Source organism: Pseudoalteromonas sp. AWH4_217, assembly GCF_056161105.1.
The window spans coordinates 163,871-181,279 of sequence record NZ_JBSWYM010000009.1 but is presented as its reverse complement, the minus strand read 5'-3'; the positions used below and the strand labels follow the sequence as shown (position 1 = coordinate 181,279).

The 17,409-nt window shown below is 46.9% G+C and carries 13 protein-coding genes; 5 read left to right on the top strand and 8 right to left on the bottom strand.

Annotated elements, in window-relative coordinates:
- Positions 1-164: 164 nt before the first annotated feature.
- Positions 165-1,172 (top strand): isocitrate dehydrogenase, encoded by a 1,008-nt coding sequence (locus ACXAH1_RS13145; RefSeq protein ID WP_138551911.1) that lies wholly within the window; start codon positions 165-167, stop codon positions 1,170-1,172.
- A 35-nt stretch (positions 1,173-1,207) separates the two neighbouring features.
- Here the strand turns inward: ACXAH1_RS13145 and ACXAH1_RS13140 are convergent, their stop codons facing one another.
- Positions 1,208-4,153 (bottom strand): immune inhibitor A domain-containing protein, encoded by a 2,946-nt coding sequence (locus ACXAH1_RS13140; protein ID WP_475197279.1) that lies wholly within the window; start codon positions 4,151-4,153, stop codon positions 1,208-1,210.
- Between the two features lie 404 nt (positions 4,154-4,557).
- Here ACXAH1_RS13140 and ACXAH1_RS13135 point away from each other — a divergent pair, with 404 nt between their 5' ends.
- Positions 4,558-6,279, top strand: a complete 1,722-nt coding sequence (locus ACXAH1_RS13135) for an acetolactate synthase 3 large subunit (RefSeq protein WP_475197277.1) — start codon at positions 4,558-4,560, stop codon at positions 6,277-6,279.
- The gene (gene ilvN, locus ACXAH1_RS13130; protein WP_475197275.1) at positions 6,279-6,776 is read left to right on the top strand and encodes an acetolactate synthase small subunit; all 498 of its coding nucleotides are present in this window, start codon (positions 6,279-6,281) and stop codon (positions 6,774-6,776) included. The genes ACXAH1_RS13135 and ilvN overlap by 1 nt, the downstream gene beginning before the upstream one ends.
- A gap of 57 nt (positions 6,777-6,833) precedes the next feature.
- Here ilvN and ACXAH1_RS13125 read toward each other — a convergent pair whose 3' ends face one another.
- From ACXAH1_RS13125 to ACXAH1_RS13105, 5 genes are all read right to left on the bottom strand, one after another.
- Positions 6,834-7,109, bottom strand: a complete 276-nt coding sequence (locus ACXAH1_RS13125; protein WP_054016655.1) for an HU family DNA-binding protein — start codon at positions 7,107-7,109, stop codon at positions 6,834-6,836.
- Between the two features lie 231 nt (positions 7,110-7,340).
- Positions 7,341-8,720, bottom strand: coding sequence for a deoxyribodipyrimidine photo-lyase (gene phrB / locus ACXAH1_RS13120; protein WP_475197274.1), 1,380 nt, complete (start codon positions 8,718-8,720; stop codon positions 7,341-7,343).
- Positions 8,720-9,691, bottom strand: a complete 972-nt coding sequence (locus tag ACXAH1_RS13115; protein WP_475197273.1) for a YbgA family protein — start codon at positions 9,689-9,691, stop codon at positions 8,720-8,722. Before ACXAH1_RS13115 ends, phrB begins: the two co-directional genes overlap by 1 nt.
- Positions 9,692-9,725: 34 nt before the next feature.
- A complete protein-coding gene (locus ACXAH1_RS13110) occupies positions 9,726-10,043 on the bottom strand; it encodes an MGMT family protein (protein WP_475197271.1) in 318 nt (105 codons plus the stop codon).
- On the bottom strand, positions 10,027-10,923 hold the full coding sequence (locus tag ACXAH1_RS13105) for a LysR family transcriptional regulator (RefSeq protein ID WP_475197269.1): 897 nt from the start codon (positions 10,921-10,923) through the stop codon (positions 10,027-10,029). Before ACXAH1_RS13105 ends, ACXAH1_RS13110 begins: the two co-directional genes overlap by 17 nt.
- 96 nt (positions 10,924-11,019) lie before the next feature.
- Between ACXAH1_RS13105 and ACXAH1_RS13100 the strand changes: the two genes are divergently transcribed.
- Both ACXAH1_RS13100 and ACXAH1_RS13095 read left to right on the top strand, forming a co-directional pair.
- A complete protein-coding gene (locus ACXAH1_RS13100) occupies positions 11,020-12,099 on the top strand; it encodes an efflux RND transporter periplasmic adaptor subunit (RefSeq protein WP_475197268.1) in 1,080 nt (359 codons plus the stop codon).
- Position 12,100: 1 nt separating this feature from the next.
- Positions 12,101-15,154 (top strand): efflux RND transporter permease subunit, encoded by a 3,054-nt coding sequence (locus ACXAH1_RS13095; RefSeq protein WP_475197265.1) that lies wholly within the window; start codon positions 12,101-12,103, stop codon positions 15,152-15,154.
- A 34-nt stretch (positions 15,155-15,188) separates the two neighbouring features.
- On the opposite strand, the gene rluF is transcribed toward ACXAH1_RS13095, so the two are convergent.
- A complete protein-coding gene (rluF, locus tag ACXAH1_RS13090; RefSeq protein ID WP_475197264.1) occupies positions 15,189-16,136 on the bottom strand; it encodes a 23S rRNA pseudouridine(2604) synthase RluF in 948 nt (315 codons plus the stop codon).
- Positions 16,137-16,287: 151 nt separating this feature from the next.
- Complete coding sequence (locus ACXAH1_RS13085; protein WP_475197263.1) at positions 16,288-17,394, bottom strand: ABC transporter substrate-binding protein; 1,107 nt, start codon at positions 17,392-17,394, stop codon at positions 16,288-16,290.
- Positions 17,395-17,409: the final 15 nt, after the last annotated feature.

Sequence of the window (17,409 nt, the reverse complement as noted above, 5' to 3'; positions counted from 1 at the left end):
TCACCGTATTTATGCCATTTATTCATTCCTTACTGGAATATAAATGAATAAATTGCTATAAAACGCGCTTAAATTTTCAAGCGATCTAACATCACAGAAAAGGTCAACTACACTAGTTTAATCTGTTCTTAGATGTAAATTTACTTTTGATAAAGGAAACATAAATGGCTAAGCAAACTATCACGGTGATCCGTGGCGACGGCATCGGTCCAAGCATCATCGACTCAGCAATTGAAATTTTGAATGCGGCTGGTTGTGAATTCGATTATGAGTACGTTGACGCGGGACTAGCTGCACTGGAAAAAACCGGTGAGCTGCTGCCTCCTGAAACGTTGGAAGCCATTGAACGCAACAAAATTACTCTTAAAGGCCCACTGACGACGCCTGTTGGTGAAGGCTTTACTTCAATCAACGTAACACTGCGTAAGCACTTTGGTCTGTATGCAAACGTGCGCCCTGTTAAATCTTTTGAAGGCACAAAAGCACGCTACGACGATATCGATATCATCACAGTACGCGAAAACACACAGGGTATGTACTCAGGCCTGGGCCAGGTTGTCTCTGAAGACGGTAGCGAAGCAGAAGCTATGTCTAAAATCACGCGTGAAGGTGCTGAGAAGATCGTTACTTTTGCATACGAGCTAGCCCAGCGTGAAGGCCGTAAAAAAGTAACCGCAGTTCATAAAGCAAACATCCTGAAGTCTACTTCTGGCTTGTTCCTGAAAGTAGCACGCGAAGTTGGAGAGCGCTTCCCGGAAATCGAATCAGCGGAAATGATCGTCGATGCAACTTGTATGAAGCTGGTTATGACCCCTGAAGAGTTCGACGTTGTCGTCACAACTAACCTGTTTGGTGACATCATTTCTGACCTGTGTGCAGGTCTGGTTGGTGGACTGGGCATGGCTCCAGGCGCAAACATCGGCGAAAATGCTGCCATTTTTGAAGCAGTACACGGTAGTGCTCCAGATATCGCAGGTAAGAACCTGGCAAACCCAACTTCTGTAATCCTGGCGTCTATTCAAATGCTTGAATACCTGGATATGGGTGAGACTGCTGACAAGATCCGCAATGCCGTTGCTGATGTGATCAAATCAGGTGACCGTACAACACGCGATCTGGGTGGCAACCACGGTACAACTGACTTCACACAAGCAGTTATCGAGCGCCTGTAAACCTTACAAACGCTCGAAATATCACAGCGCCCTGCTTATGCAGGGCGTTTTCTTGTCCCTGTCATTACAAGCATCAGAGTACTCAACGCCAATAAACCACCCGCGGATCCACCCTGCTCTTCGCCTGTTGACTCAACAAGCGTTACATCTGCTGACACCACGACTTGCTGATTATCGCTTAGATCCGTGAGCGTTGCTGACACCTGATAGCTACCGGCACCGTCGTAACTATGACTGACTGATGCGCCGCTTCCTGTCTGACCATCACCAAAAGCCCAGCTAATTTCATAATTTCCTGAGCCACCCTGAGCCAGTAATGCAAAGTCTGTCGTCAGCCCACTCTTTACCACGTTAATCTTTCCACTGAGCGGTACCACAACACTTTCTTCTATCGATTTGCTCACTTTGCTGCCGTTGGCATCTTCCAATGTGACTACGATTAAGTAGCGACCGGAAAAACGATATTGATGTTTAATATCACTCCCCTTCAATATCGTACCGTCACCCAGCTCCCAACTTACAATGACTGGGTTAGCCCCTCCCTGGAACTGGGCACTGGCTGCCAGGCTCCCCTTGTCGATAACCACATTTGTACCACTCAACACTAATGGCGCAGCAATCGTCACCTGTTGCTCAATCGACTGTGTCTCTCCTGACTCATTGGTACGTGTGAAAATTACTTTATATACTCCCTGACCCTGATACTGATGTTCTGGCTCAAGCAGTTCACTACGCATACCATCGCCAAATTGCCATTCGAAGGTATCAGTCGTATTGAGCACCAGACCGGAAACGGAAAAACCGACACTCAAGTCATTCACTTTCACGTGAATTTTAGGCATTGTATCTACAGATATCTGGAGCTGTGCATTGCGGTAATCTTCACCTACCTCGAGGACTTCAATAGACAGTCCGTTTTCAGGTAACACTACCCCAGACAGAGGTTGCTGAGGGTGACTATAGTCCTGGCTATCATTAAATTCTGATACGGCCTGCAATCGGTTGTCGCCAAGACCAGCGGGTTGATCATGTACTCTCATTGCCGCATCTCGTAATTGGATCCGAGTTGAAGCAGGCGTCACGCCATTTGCTCCGGGTATGATAAGTTGGTCTGTATCGACCACCAGGATTTTACCTTTGCCCGGGTGCAATGATACAGAGTTGTTCTCGACGTTCTCATTACCGTACCAGACCAATACACCGGGCGCATAACTGGCACCTTGTAGTCCCGTATCTATGCCAAGATGAGATCTCAGCTGTAAATAGTATGCCTGTTCAAGCCCTGCTCTGTAGCTGGCAATTCGACTAAAACCTATGAGCGAAAGCTGCTCGGGAGATTCTGCATCAGCAACAGAGAGCACATTCTCTCCAGCGTATACAGTGATATCATCCAGCAGAACTCCAAAACCATATTCAACATTATCCGTTTGGTATAACAGTTCCAAAGTGACTGTCTGGCCTGAATACTCAGTAAGCGGGTATACTAACTCGACAACTTTACTCCCATTTGAACCGCCTTCATTACGGCCACTGTCGCCGTCTATATAATTAGAAACAGACGGATAAATGGGATGTTGTGCTTTCGTAAAATTACCAGCAAGGGGCTGCTCATTGATCTTTGCCTGAAAAAAGTCGTAACCGTCCTCAATATCAAAACGAGCCTGAGCGACAAGGCGAAGCTCCTCGTTGTCAGGTAACATCATTGTCACAGAAGCACGGTTGATTTTGGCATTACCCTGACCAGAGTAATACTGATACTTACCATTGATTGGTTCGCCTATATACTCAAGCGACACAGGTAAATTCACCTTAAGCTGATCTGGCTTGCCGGTATACTCACCAATATGATTCAACTCTACCTGGCTTGCCTGAGTTAACTGAGCAAGCTGCATCTCATTCTGAATTACCCAGTTTCCGCCAAATTTTGCTTGTAACCTTTCCAGGTTACGGGGGGAGAAAGACACGGGTTGTGAGCCTCGCAGAGTCCCCAACCAGTTTCCATTAGACATCACAGACCAGTTTGCAACCGGTTCGCCTATATTTCCATTGCTCAGATCGTATTCGTCAAGCAGACCCAACTCATGACCGAACTCGTGTACCACTACACCTACGCTCGCGTCAATTGGGTTAACGGTGTAATTATGGATGCGTACGTCACTGTTGGAAATTGCTACGGGTGTATAACCATCTTCTGATACCACAAAGCGGTGTGACCAGATGGCATCTGTGCCTAAGGCTCCGCCACCAGCTTCCTCCCCAATGCTTGAGTGAAACAGCATAATATGATCCACAACGCCGTCGGGTTCATTGATGATGCCGTCCCCATCCAGATCGTTTAAATCGGTAAGATCGTACTCGCTCAGATTTATGTCATAGCGGCTGACTGCGAGCTCCACCGCCTCCTTCACTAACGAGGCGACATTAATGTCCCGGCTGACACCGACTCTTTGGCCGTAGTATTGTGCTTTTTGAGCTACCGTGATCCAACCATACGCCTCGCCCGTTAGGCTAAAGCTCCCCCCTGAGGCCAGCTGGTAGTATTGATAAGCACTCATGAGTATTTGCCCATCAGGCGCTTTAAACCCTTGTTCTGAAAATACCAGTTGCTCGTAATGACTCACAGGATAGGTTGGATAGAACATATCAGAGTCAGATTGTACCAAACGGTTATCATCATGGGGCAAATCAGGAAAATCGACCAGAATAGCCAGTATTTTCGCACCATTCACTGAATTGCCTGATACCCCCTGATAGCCGCGTAAATCCGTGGACTCCCCAGGTGGTCTGCCATTGAAAGGCACACGCACAGAAAAGCGACCTAACCCTGAGATATAATCTGAAATTTGCTGTCTGGCCTCGTAGTCAGAAAGCGCTCGACCCGCACGCTTTTCTAGCCAGTAACGAAGCTGCTGTTTGTCTACTTGTATCGCTTGCAATGGCAGTGCAAGCAATGCAATAAGAACTAAAAGGCTGAATTTCATACTAAATATACCCAATACAATAGTCAAAGGGATAGTAACAGGTTGCTGAGTATAATTCTAAACACGCTACAAATGTAAGAAAACGCATTATTTATCCATAAATGCATCATTAAAATGCCATGAAATACTACATTTCAATATTTAAAACACCAAAAAGGCACATTAATGCACTTTGGCCATTTTGTAACTTGACAGTTCCGGTGATTACCCTTTAAATAAAGAACATCAGATTAAACTTTTTACGCAGAAATTAACTATGCAAACTATTCTATTCACAGTTGTGGTACTCGTACTGGTCTTAGTGTTAAGTCCAGCGGGGCCGTTGTGAGCGAACGTTTGCACAGACCCCGCACTAGCGGGGTTTTTTTTTGCCTTTAATTTAAACTTTGCTGAGGAATGAGGTAATGAGTGAGCAATTTAACGGCTCAGAGCTAGTTGTAAAGGCACTGGCCGAACTGGAAGTTGACTATATTTTCGGATATCCGGGTGGTTCAGTGCTGGATCTCTACGATGCCCTGTTTGCACAAGATCAGGTTGAACATATCCTGGTCAGACATGAACAGGCGGCTACACATATGGCAGACGGCTATGCCAGAAGTACGGGAAAAACCGGTGTTGTACTCGCAACTTCTGGACCAGGCGCCACAAACTGTGTAACGGGTATAGCAACCGCCTATATGGATAGTATTCCTATGGTGGTGCTGTCTGGTCAGGTGCCTTCAAATTTGATTGGCGATGACGCATTTCAGGAAACTGACATAGTTGGCTGTTCGCGCCCCATCGTGAAACATAGCTTTAACTGTCGTGACGCTGAAAAGATCCCATCGGTGCTAGCCAAAGCATTCTATCTGGCAAATTCTGGCAGACCAGGACCCGTGGTTGTTGAGTTGCCAAAGGATATTCTCAATCCCCAGCTTAAATTCGATTACGAGATGCCGTCACGTATTGAAATGAGAACTTACAACCCAAGTTCAAAGGGGCATTCTCGCCAAATCAAGAAGGCGGTAGATGCTATTTTGGGTGCAAAGCGGCTGGTCGTATACTCAGGTGGCGGGATCATTCTGTCTAATACTTCAGAGCAACTCACAGAATTGGTTGAGACACTCAATGCCCCGATCACCAACACTTTAATGGGCCTGGGCGGGATCAGCGGTACGCACCCAAATTTTGTGGGCATGTTAGGTATGCACGGCTCATTGGAAGCAAACAAAGCAATGGCCAATGCAGACGTTATTCTGGCATTGGGTGCCCGCTTTGATGATCGGGTAACAAATAATGTCAAAAAGTTCTGTCCCGATGCCACCATAGTGCACGTTGATGTAGATCCGACTTCAATTTCCAAGACAATCCAGGCACACATTCCTGTTGTCGGTTGCCTGAAAACCGTACTGGAACAGCTGCAAAGTGCAATTGAGAAAAGCACATTGCGTATTGATCGTGCAGCACAGGAGTCATGGTGGCAGCAAATTACAGCTTGGCGAGAACAGCGCTGTTTGTCGTACGAGGCTCAAGGGGAAAAAATCAAACCACAAACCGTGATAGAGAAGCTCTACCAAATTACCCAAGGTAACGCATATGTATGCTCGGATGTAGGCCAACATCAAATGTTTGCAGCCCAGTACTATCCCTTCAAACACCCCAGACAATGGATTAACTCCGGCGGCCTTGGAACCATGGGTTTTGGTCTGCCCGCTGCAATGGGCGTAAAAGTTGCCTACCCCTACGCGGATGTTGTGTGCGTAACCGGTGATGGATCTATACAAATGAACATTCAGGAACTTTCTACCTGCCTTCAGTACGGACTCAATGTGAAAATTGTCTCACTCAATAACCGCTCATTGGGTATGGTACGCCAATGGCAGGACATGATGTATGGGGGACGTCATTCGAGCTCTTATATGGAATCCCTGCCCGATTTTGTTGCGCTTGCCCAAAGCTATGGACATGTCGGGATCCGAGTCGACCACCCGGATGAATTAGACGACGCTTTAGCGCAAGCATTCGCCATCAATGACCGTCTCGTTTTTCTGGATATTTGCGTGGACGAAAATGAACACGTTTACCCCATGCAAATTAAACTGGGTGCCATTGATGATATGTGGTTGAAAAAAGGAGTAAAAGCATAATGCGTAGAATATTGGCTATTTTACTTGAAAACGAGCCGGGCGCTCTGTCACGCATTGTGGGCTTGTTCTCTCAACGCGCATATAACATTGACAGCTTAACTGTAGGCACAACCGACGACAGAACACTTTCTCGCATTACCATAACGACACATGGAGATGACAGAGTTGTTGAACAGATCACTAAGCAGGTAAACAAACTCGTTGACGTGCTTAAAGTCATCGACCTCACTGAAGCTGCTCATATCGAGCGCGAGCTATTGCTCGCCAAGGTATTTGCGGGTAATGAACAAACCAGAGCCTCGGTCACGCGTGTAACAGACGTCTTTGGTGGCGTAATATTGGACATGGGTAAACGCAGTTATACCGTACAACTGGCAAGCAGCAGTGACAAGATAGAGTCATTTCTGGATATGCTCAGACATGAAAGCGATATTATTGAAATCGTGCGTTCCGGAACTGTAGGAATAGGACGAGGAGATAAAGCATTAAGAGGTTAATACAAAAAGGGGCAAAAGCCCCTTTTTTAAAATATATAAAACTGTGCTAGCAGTTTATTAAGGGTTAACCTGATCTTTAAGGCCTTTACCCGCTTTGAAAGAAGGGATATTCGCCGCTGGAATTTGGATCTCAGCGCCAGTTTGAGGGTTACGACCCGTACGCGCTGAACGCTCTTTTACAGAGAAAGTGCCAAAACCAACCAGTGCCACTGAGTTACCATCTTTAAGAGACTGAGTTACAGCACCAGTGAATGCTTCCAGCGCGCGTGCCGCTGCAGCTTTTGAGATCTCAGCGTCAGCCGCCATCTTTTCAACTAGTTGAGCTTTATTCATTGTATAATTCCTATGTTTTTATAATTTGCCGAAGCGGATTCTATGTTTATCCATTTTTTTTCTTTGTGCAAGCCTAAAATCCCCTTTTAACTAAAATATTTACGCTATTTCGCCTTATCTGACGCGGGTGTAAACATATCAGGCACAAAAACGCGCACTTTTTGATTACTTTGCATACATCCCGTCCCAGCCCGCGTCACCTGTGAGCTCACAGTAAATATCTGTCGCCGCTCAAACCTTAAACGCAGACAAAGCTCTTTCCCGTGCAGCTTTGTGCTCCACTATAGGTTCAACGTAACCATCTATCGCAAATGCCTGCAAATAATCATGAGGGAAATGGATTGACTTCGCCGGTACCCCACTTAGCTCAGGCACAAACTTACGAATGAAATCACCTTGTGGGTCAAACTTTTCACTTTGGCTAATCGGATTAAAAATCCGAAAATAAGGTTGTGCATCACACCCGGTACTGGCAGCCCACTGCCAGCCACCGTTGTTACTCGCCAGGTCTCCATCAATCAGCTTGCTCATGAAGTACTGCTCACCTCTGCGCCAGTCTATCAACAGGTGTTTAGTTAAGAAGCTTGCCACTATCATGCGCAAACGATTATGCATCCACCCGGTCTGGTTAAGCTGGCGCATAGCCGCATCGACTATCGGGTAACCTGTTTTACCTGCACACCAGGCCTGAAACTGAGCCTCATCCTGACGCCAACTGACGTCATTGTACTTTTCATTAAAATTAAAGCCTTTACACAGTTTTGGATAAGCGCAAATAAGGTGTCGGTAAAATTCGCGCCAGATCAACTCATTCACCCAGCTGAACGCAGGGGTACTGGTCGTGTGTAACAAATCAGGGAAATGAAGCTGGATTTCAGCCAATAATTGCTTCACCGATACCATACCCAATGCAAGATAAGGGCTCAGTCCTGAGGTGCCTTTTACACCCGGGAAGTCCCTGTGCTCCTTATAATCTGCCATTTTATCCTGAATAAATGCTTGCGCGACCTTCACCAGGGTTTCATCATCAACTGGCCACTTATCTGAGCTTCCGTCCCCCGTTAGTAGCTCAGGCGCTTCCCACTCTAGTGGCGTCAGGTCTAGCTCGGGCCAGCCTGGCAAAAAAAAGTGCTGTTGCTCATACTGTTTGAGCCAGGCTTTTTTAAATGGCGTAAACACTTTATACATTTCGTTACTGGCTGTCGTAACACTCCCAGGCGGTGCGATGACATCGCCATCGAATAGGTGCAATTGTACTCCCGTCTCCTGACAGGCTTTGTCTCTGGCCTGCTCATTCACTTCATACTCGCGGTTGGCATAAACCTGATTAACCTCATGGGTCTGACAAAACTGCGCTAGCAATGCGGGTACCTGAGCAAAGCTACCTGCATCAAGTACATGTAAGCGCACACCTGACTCGGCCAGTTTATGCCCCAACCACACCACTCGCCGCTTAAGCAAGTCAACCTGAACAGGAGCAGCATTGTGCTGTTGCCACTGCTGCTCACAGACGAAGAAAAGTGCATCACGGGCGCCACTTTCAACGGCCTCTATAAGCGCTTCATTGCCATAGACACGTAAATCGCGACGAAACCAAAACAGTGCAGACATTAAATCGCATACCTCAATTTGAGTTCATTAGGATAAGGATGGAAGTACACCTGTTGCATCAGGTAGTCGTTTGGATGCATTATCAGGTGATGGCGCAACAGGGTTAATGGAACCTGCAAAGGCACCTGGCCAATGCGATATTCATCAATTGCACGGCAAAGTTCCTGTTTCTCAACCTTGCCCAGCACTTTCTTAAAATAGCCCTGTAAGTGCGACAAAGTATTCGCCTGATCTTTACGTCTGGCGGGTCGTGATAAGGCCTCCATCAGCCCTTTGATGTAAGTCCCTCTGAGCTCATCCAGATTTGTTCCCTTGCCTTCGGCCAACAGCCTGCCAAGTTCGCGATAAGCCTCGTAATTGTGGCTCATCAATAAATATTTGTGGCGCGCGTGAAAGGTCGTTAATTCATGTAATCCTGGGTTACTGACCACCAGTTCCTGCCAACTTTTATACACATAGACACGCATCACGAAATTTTCTCTCAGGTGCATATCGTTCAGTCGGCCATTTTCCTCGCACGGCAGCAGCGGGTTACGTGCCATGATTTGTTCGGCAAAGATGCCTATACCTTCGGAAGTATTGCCCGTTTCGGCTTCATTATAGATTTTCACCCGTTCCATACCGCAACTAGGGCTTTTGGCACAAAAGATATAGCCAGACAACTGCGTGCCATGCTGATCTGATACCTTCTTTCCGTACTCAGCAAGGTCAGGGGCATAATCTTCATCACTGTGCGCAGGGCCGACCTTAATCACATCTTCTACCCTGACCTGACGAATAGTTTTTCTCGGAATGGGTAAACCAATGGCCACTTCAGGACAAAAACGTACATATTCGACGTACTCAGCCAGTTCGTCCATACAAAAATTGCTGCGTTTATGCCCGGAATCAAAACGCACTTTATCCCCTGCCAGACACGCGCTGATACCTATTTTAATGGGACTGTTGAAGTTAAAAGCTTGCTCTATCATTGCTCTCTCCATAACTTAAAAATGACGGATAGATTTAGCACCACTGATACCGGCGTAAAGCGACTTTACCGCCTTGTATCTGTACACCCTCCGAGCGCAGCAACGCACTCTGCTCGCTGAATTTGTCGCTCTCAGGTGGAAAAGAAATCTTTCCCTGACTGTTAATCACTCTGTACCAGGGCAGACTCGACCCCGCAGGCAAATGCTTCAATAAGTAACCAACCGCCCTTGCATGCTTGGGTGCCCCGGCAAGAGCAGCTATTTGCCCGTATGTTGCTACATTGCCAGGTGGAATGGCCCCAATCAGGGTGAAGACTTTGGTCCTGAATTCCTCTTTAGTTTCCTCTAGCAAACTGCGCTCCTAATGCTGTGAACTGTTGCCATAAATGCCGGGCAACCGGCCCATAATGACTTTGATGACGACGAAATGCATGTATTGCGGCAGTGAACTCATGTTGTCGATCTATGATCTCAATGCGCTCAAGCTCACCGCTTTCCAACTCCTGCCGACAGGTGTTGAGGCTGGTCAGAGCAAACCCAACTCCCTGAGATAAGAATAGTTTAATGGTACTGACATCATCCAGTTTCATCACATGTAATCCTCTGGAATAGGCCAAACGCTCACTGTCAAAATCGAAACCGCTCTCAACCATCGCAAGACAAGGATAGAGGCTCAGTTCATCATAGTACATACGTTTGGGCAACAAGCCTCGCTTGGCAACCACCCCTAGTTTAGTTTCTCCGATTGCAACAGATTCGAGTTCTCCGGTGGCGTGAAACAAGTCAAACCAAGGACCTATTCCCAGATCAGCGGCGCCAGCATTCACTTGCTCAAGAGCCACAAAGCGCCTGCCGCTGGAAATCACCAGTTCAGTTGAGGGAAATTGCTTAAAAGTGCTACTAATCTGGGCGTTATACGTTTCCTGATGGCACATAGGTTCATAGCAAATACGAAATTTTGCTTCGTTGCCCTGAGAAAATTCATCCGCCAGAATTTTGAGATGGTTATGATGCTCCAACAACTTTTGAGCGTGCTGATGAAAGCGCTTGCCCTGCTCTGTAAGCCTTATCCGATAGTCTTCTCTCGTAACCAGCGCAAAGCCCAGCTCATCGGACAGCCTTTTTAAGGCTTGCGTGACCGCTGGTTGTGATTTATACAATCGTTTTGCCGCCTCGCTCAGGCTTTGTGCATTTGCTACGGCATCGAGTACCTGAATATCTGCCAACTTCATAAAAAAAATTTATTTTATACCAAAGTTTTAATAATTTTTATTTTATGCCCAAATTCATTATCCTGCACTAAATTTTAGTCTGAGGGAGTAATTTTCGTGAATAAACTCGCACTCTTTTTTCCTGCTTTGCTGTTATTGTCTGCCTGTCAGGAAGCCACACAGCCGGCATCAACCAGTCAAGTCATTCGCCCTGTTAAACTACATACCGTGTCCGATCCGCAAGCCAGCCAGTTGCGTAGCTTCCCTGCAGAAGTCGTCGCCAATCAGGGCTCCTATCTTGCTTTCAGAGTCAATGGAGAGTTAATGGAGTTTCCGGTGTTGGCCGGTCAGGAGGTGCAAAAAGGACAGCTTCTGGCTAAGCTCGACCCGGAAGACTTTGAGCTACAGTATCAGCAACGAAAAGCTCAATTTGAACTGGCCGTTGCACAGCTGAACCGTATTGAATCTTTGTATAAGAAATCAATAGCCAGCAAAGCGGAATACGATCAGGCTCTGGCAAATGAGCAGGTTGCCGAATCCGCTTTTAAAATCGCTCAGACTAACCTGGAAAACAGCGAACTCAGAGCACCATTTGACGGTACGATTGCCAAAGTATTTGTGAAAAACTTTGAGAACATTGTCGCCAAACAAAATATTTTGCGCCTTGAAACACGCGACCGTATGGATGTGGTTATTCAGGTACCCGAAAAGCTAGTTGCCCGCGTTAACAAAGATCTGGATTATCACCCGACGGTCATTTTCGACGGCTACCCGGACAAATCTTATCTGCTAAACATAAAAGAGTGGGACACACAAGCCGATCCCGTCACCCTCACATATAAAGTCGTGTTTTCACTGCCCATCCCGGAAGACTTTAACCTGCTTGCCGGTATGACGGGACATGTCTATGTCGACCCGAGCAAAATCACCAATCAAAGTACTTCCGCGATTATCGTGCCTAATGAAGCGGTTTTTTCAGAGCAGACTCAGGCCGCTGAAGGCAATCACTACGTCTGGATCTATAACCCAGATACTCAGCTTGTTTCAAAACGCGCCGTCCAACCGGGTTTGTTGCGCCAACAAGGATTCGAGATTAAGAGTGGCCTGCAACCGGGTGAAATCATTGTCTCTGCCGGCGTACATCACCTCAGCGACGGTCTGAAAGTCCGCCCCTGGACTAAAGAGCGAGGCCTGTAATATGAGTCTTGCCAAATGGTCTATTGAAAACAAAGTCATCAGTGCGATGTTTGCACTCCTGCTGTTGTTAGCAGGGACAGTCTCGTACTTTGGCCTCGGGCAACTGGAAGACCCTGAATTTACGCTTAAAAAGGCGATGGTCATCACCGTTTATCCGGGTGCATCCCCTCAGCAGGTTGAAGAGGAGGTCACTTATCCCATAGAGAACGCTATTCAAAGCCTGCCTTATGTTGATTATGTCACGTCTATCTCTTCGCCGGGCCAGTCTCAAATCACGGTTGAAATGAAAAGCACCTATCGTAAGGAAGATCTGAAACAAATCTGGGATGAGTTAAGGCGTAAAATTAATGATTTAAAGCCCAATTTACCACCGGGAGTCTACCCTCCTAAGATCATGGATGATTTTGCCGATGTTTATGGCGTACTCTATGCTGTAACCGGAGATGGGTACTCCTATGAAGAACTTAAGGAATACGTAGATTACCTGAAGCGAGAGCTCGTGTTAGTCGATGGCGTCAGCAAGGTCACCATTGCCGGAGAGCAACAGGCTCAAGTGACCGTTGAAATATCCAGTCAGAAGCTTTCGCAGCTCGGGATATCACATAACCGTATTTTTTCGCTACTCCAGACACAAAACAGTGTGTCAAATGCCGGTAAGATCCGTGTCGGAGACGAGTCTATCCGTATTCACCCCACAGGGGAATTTAACCAGGTTTCCGAGCTCGAAGATCTGCTGATTTCAAAGCCAGGCGCCAAAGAGCTGATTTACCTGGGTGATGTTGCAACGGTCAGACGTGAGTATGCAGAAATTCCGACGCATATCACACGCTACAATCGCGACCAGTCTTTGCTGCTCGGGATCTCGTTCAGCTCGGGTGTCAATGTAGTAGAAGTAGGTAAAGCCATAGACAAGCACCTTGCCTCGCTGGAGTATCAACGCCCTCACGGTATGTCTGTCCACACAGTTTACAACCAGCCCAACGAAGTAGAAAAATCCGTCGACGGATTTATCGTCAGTCTGCTTGAAGCCGTTGCCATCGTTATTGTCGTACTGTTGATCTTTATGGGAGTCAAAAGCGGTATTCTGATTGGCGGTATCCTGCTTCTCACAGTGCTTGGTACATTCGTTTTCATGAAGATGTTTGCAATTGACTTACAACGAATTTCATTGGGTGCTCTGATCATCGCGCTCGGTATGTTAGTCGACAATGCCATAGTCGTGACTGAGGGGATACTGATCAACCTCAAACGCGGGCAAACTAAGGTTAAAGCAGCAGTCAACATCGTAGAGCAAACTAAGTGGCCACTATTAGGTGCGACAGTGATTGGCATCACCGCCTTTGCACCTATTGGGCTAAGTTCTGATGCCAGTGGCGAGTTTGCTGGCTCCCTATTCTGGGTGTTACTCATTTCTTTGCTACTTAGTTGGGTAACGGCCATCACACTTACGCCCTTTTTTGCAAACATATTATTCAAAGAAGAAATCCGACAAGGTAACGACAATGAAGATCCCTACCAGGGCTTGATCTTCACCGCATACAAAGCCCTGCTAAGAGCTTGCCTGCGATTCCGCTGGACAACTGTCGTTGCTATGATTGCACTACTCGGGTGTGCCATGGTTGGTTTTAAATCAGTAAAGCAGTCCTTTTTTCCAGCTTCAAACACACCTATGTTTTATGTCGACTATTGGCATTATCAGGGGGCTGATATTCGCAGTACAGCAGACAACCTTGAAAAACTTGAACGGTTTTTGCAATCTGATGATCTGGTCGAGGAGATCACCACCACTATCGGCCAGGGTGCCCCCCGATTTATGCTCACCTACAGTCCGGAAAAGCAATACGCTTCTTATGGACAGTTGATCATTCGGGTTACCGACCGGGATGCCGTGGCAACAATGATAGCGAAGGTAAGAGACTTTGCCGCTAACAATGAACTCGATGGCAAACTCAAAATCAAGCGCATGGAGATTGGGCCATCGACGGATGCTAAAATTGAAGCCCGCTTTTCCGGGCCCGATCCTGTGGTCCTGCGTCAGCTGGCAGATCAGGCAAAAAACAGGTTAGCCCAAGACTCAGGGGCATTTAATATCCGTGACAACTGGCGTCAGCGTTCTAAAGTGCTGGAGCCGGTGTTTAATGAGCAAAAAGCACGACGCCTGGGGATCAGTAAATCCGATCTCGATCAACTATTGCTGACCAGTGTATCGGGCAACAAAGTTGGCCTGTATCGCGATGGCACCAAAATGCTACCAATCGTCGCGCGTGCTCCTGAAATCGAAAGGCGCAATGTCGAAAACCTTGTTGACCTGCAGATATTCAGCCCGGTCCTCAATGTCTATGTGCCGTTAGGCCAGATCCTTGACGGCGTCGAAGTCGTCTGGGAAGACAGCCTGATAATGCGTCGCGACCGTAAGCGGACGATCACCGTCATGGCAGATCATGACGTCATTGGCAATGAAACACCAGCTAAGCTGTTTGCCCGGGTTCGTGCTGACATCGAAGCCATTGAACTACCACAAGGTTACGAAATGCAGTGGGGCGGTGAGTTTGAATCCTCGAGTAAGGCACAAAAGGCGATCTTTGGCTCACTTCCTCTGGGTTACTTATCCATGTTTATCATTACTGTGCTGCTGTTCAACTCAGTACGCAAACCTCTGGTGATCTGGAGCACAGTACCACTTGCCATTATAGGAGTAACAGCGGGACTGGTCATATTTCAGGCTCCCTTCAGCTTTATGGCACTACTTGGGTTACTCAGCCTGTCTGGTATGTTGATTAAAAACGGCATTGTTCTGATGGATCAAATAAATCTGGAATTAGACAGTGGTAAAGACCCCTACCAGGCGGTGTTCGATTCCGGTGTGAGCCGTGTGCGCCCCGTTTCAATGGCTGCGGTCACCACCATATTGGGTATGATCCCTCTGTTATTTGACGTGTTCTTTAAATCAATGGCCGTAACCATCATGTTTGGTCTCGGCTTTGCGACAGTCCTGACCTTGATAGTTTTACCCGTTATTTACTGTTTATTCTTTAAAGTAACCGCTCCGAAATAGTAAAAGGGCCGCATACTGCGGCCCTTTTTCTCATTTATTTTTTCAAAGACAATGTCCCTTTAACTCGCTTGCGTGGATTGGCGCCCGCGCGGCTTTTTGGTTTTTCAGAGCGCACTGCTTTTTCGGATCGACTTCTGTCTGAGCCATGCTGGTTTTTAGCCTGACCAGGTTTATTTCTGGTACTTTTTGGTGCCGATTCATGACGACTATGGTCTGACCTGGCTGGTTGTCGTGCGACACGTTTTTGCTCATCAACGGATGCTTCTTCCGTTTTCGATGACCCTTCGATTGAGGCATTGATCTCTGCCATTTCCGATTCACTGAGGTGACGCCACTGCCCCGGGCGCAACCCATTCAGATTGACATTCATGATGCGCACACGCTTAAGCGTTTGTACTTCATAGTCAAAGTATTCGCACATGCGTCGGATCTGGCGATTCAGTCCCTGTGTTAACACGATAGTGAACTGCTTCGCTGCGGTTTTCTTAACAAAACACTTTTTAGTGACAGTGCCAAGAATTGGCACACCTGAGCGCATACCACGAATAAACTCCTCGGTAACGGGCTTGTCGACCGTCACCACGTATTCTTTTTCATGGTTGTTTCCAGCGCGAAGTATTTTATTGACGATATCACCTTCATTGGTCAAAAAGATCAGGCCTTCAGATGGCCTGTCCAGTCGACCAATAGGAAATATGCGCTCGGGGTATTGAATAGCACTGACAATATTACTTTTTATTTTGCGCTCCGTTGTGCAAGTCACACCTACGGGCTTGTTGTAAGCGATATATACCCGCTTTGGTTTAGATTTTAGCGGTTTATTGTCAATCAGTATGGTGTCTGAATCACTGACCTTCAGTCCCATTTCGGCGACCTGGCCATTGACGGATACCCGGCCGTCGCTGATCAGCGTATCCGCTTCTCTGCGGCTACAAAACCCTGTTTCACTGATGTATTTATTTAATCGCTTAAGTTCGTTCATAAAGAAGCAGTTATCTTATCTTATACATAGAGGCAATACGCACCTTACGATAAGGTGAGTTACAGGGGGCGCATGGTAACAAACTTTGCAAGTCAGTAGAAATGTTTCGTTGTCACAATGGCCAGCAAGCACCATAAGGCCCGCGCACAGATTACTTTGCAATCACACCAGAGCCCGTATCTCTGGCCAAAAATGCCGGCGATACCAAATATTGCTGCTGTTTATTTTTTAGTAAGCTGAACTTACTAAAGTCAACACCTGACCAGTCTGATTTATCAGCCAGCCACAGGTAGCGATGTACATTCTGCCTGTTTATAACAACCAATGGGTAAGTGATTGACTGGTGATCATGCCAGTATTTATGACCATGAAACCTATCGTATAAGGATAAAATGGCAAGCCCACCCATAATAAAATGTCCGCCGACAGAGGCCTGTATCTCCCCCTTATCGATCAATCCAAGTGTATCATTGAGCCAGTCAAAGCCGCCGATTGCCACAAACCTGTTTTTGTCGTTACTTTGCTGTTTGACTGCACTAAGCGCGCCCATGGCCATTAAATCAGACGCACTCCAGATAATGTTGGTTTCAGGATATCGCTTAAGCAACCGCTGCGTTTTTTCCATTGCCTGAGTCTTAGACCAACTGGCATATATAGACTGCTGTAGCGCGACTCCCTCGCTACCGAAATAAGACTGCGCTCCCTGATTACGAGCATCTGACTCGCTGCCATAATGACCGTTGATTGCTATCGCCTGAGGTTTTACACGACTATCTTTTTCACGTAGTGACTCTGTTAATGCCTTTGCCAACTCAGCCCCGGCACGAAAATTATCAAAGTAAATTTCTCCCAGCCAGTTTTTATACCTTTGTCCGGGTTTACCTATTTCAGTCTGTTCAGGCCCGTTGATGGTTTGTTCCAGAGTCAGGTATTGAATCCCATATTTCTCTAACAGATCCAGATGCTGTTCCGCATTGCCTGGGTACAACATTAGCACCACGAAGTCGGGGGTGGCGCGGTACTCCAGATACTTTTGTAGCTCGGCTAGCTGAATATATCGGCTTCCATCACCATATATCACGTCTAGTTTCACATTGAGTTGTTTACTGGCAGCCTGTGCAATAGATTCAACTTTTTGCCAAAAAGGCTCACCGGATATAGAAGGATTAACCAACAGGACTGAAAAGTCCGCCTTTGCAAAGCTCAAATGAGATGACAATAAAAGAAAAACCCAGAAAATACACTGTACAAACTTCACGATAAACTGCCTTTT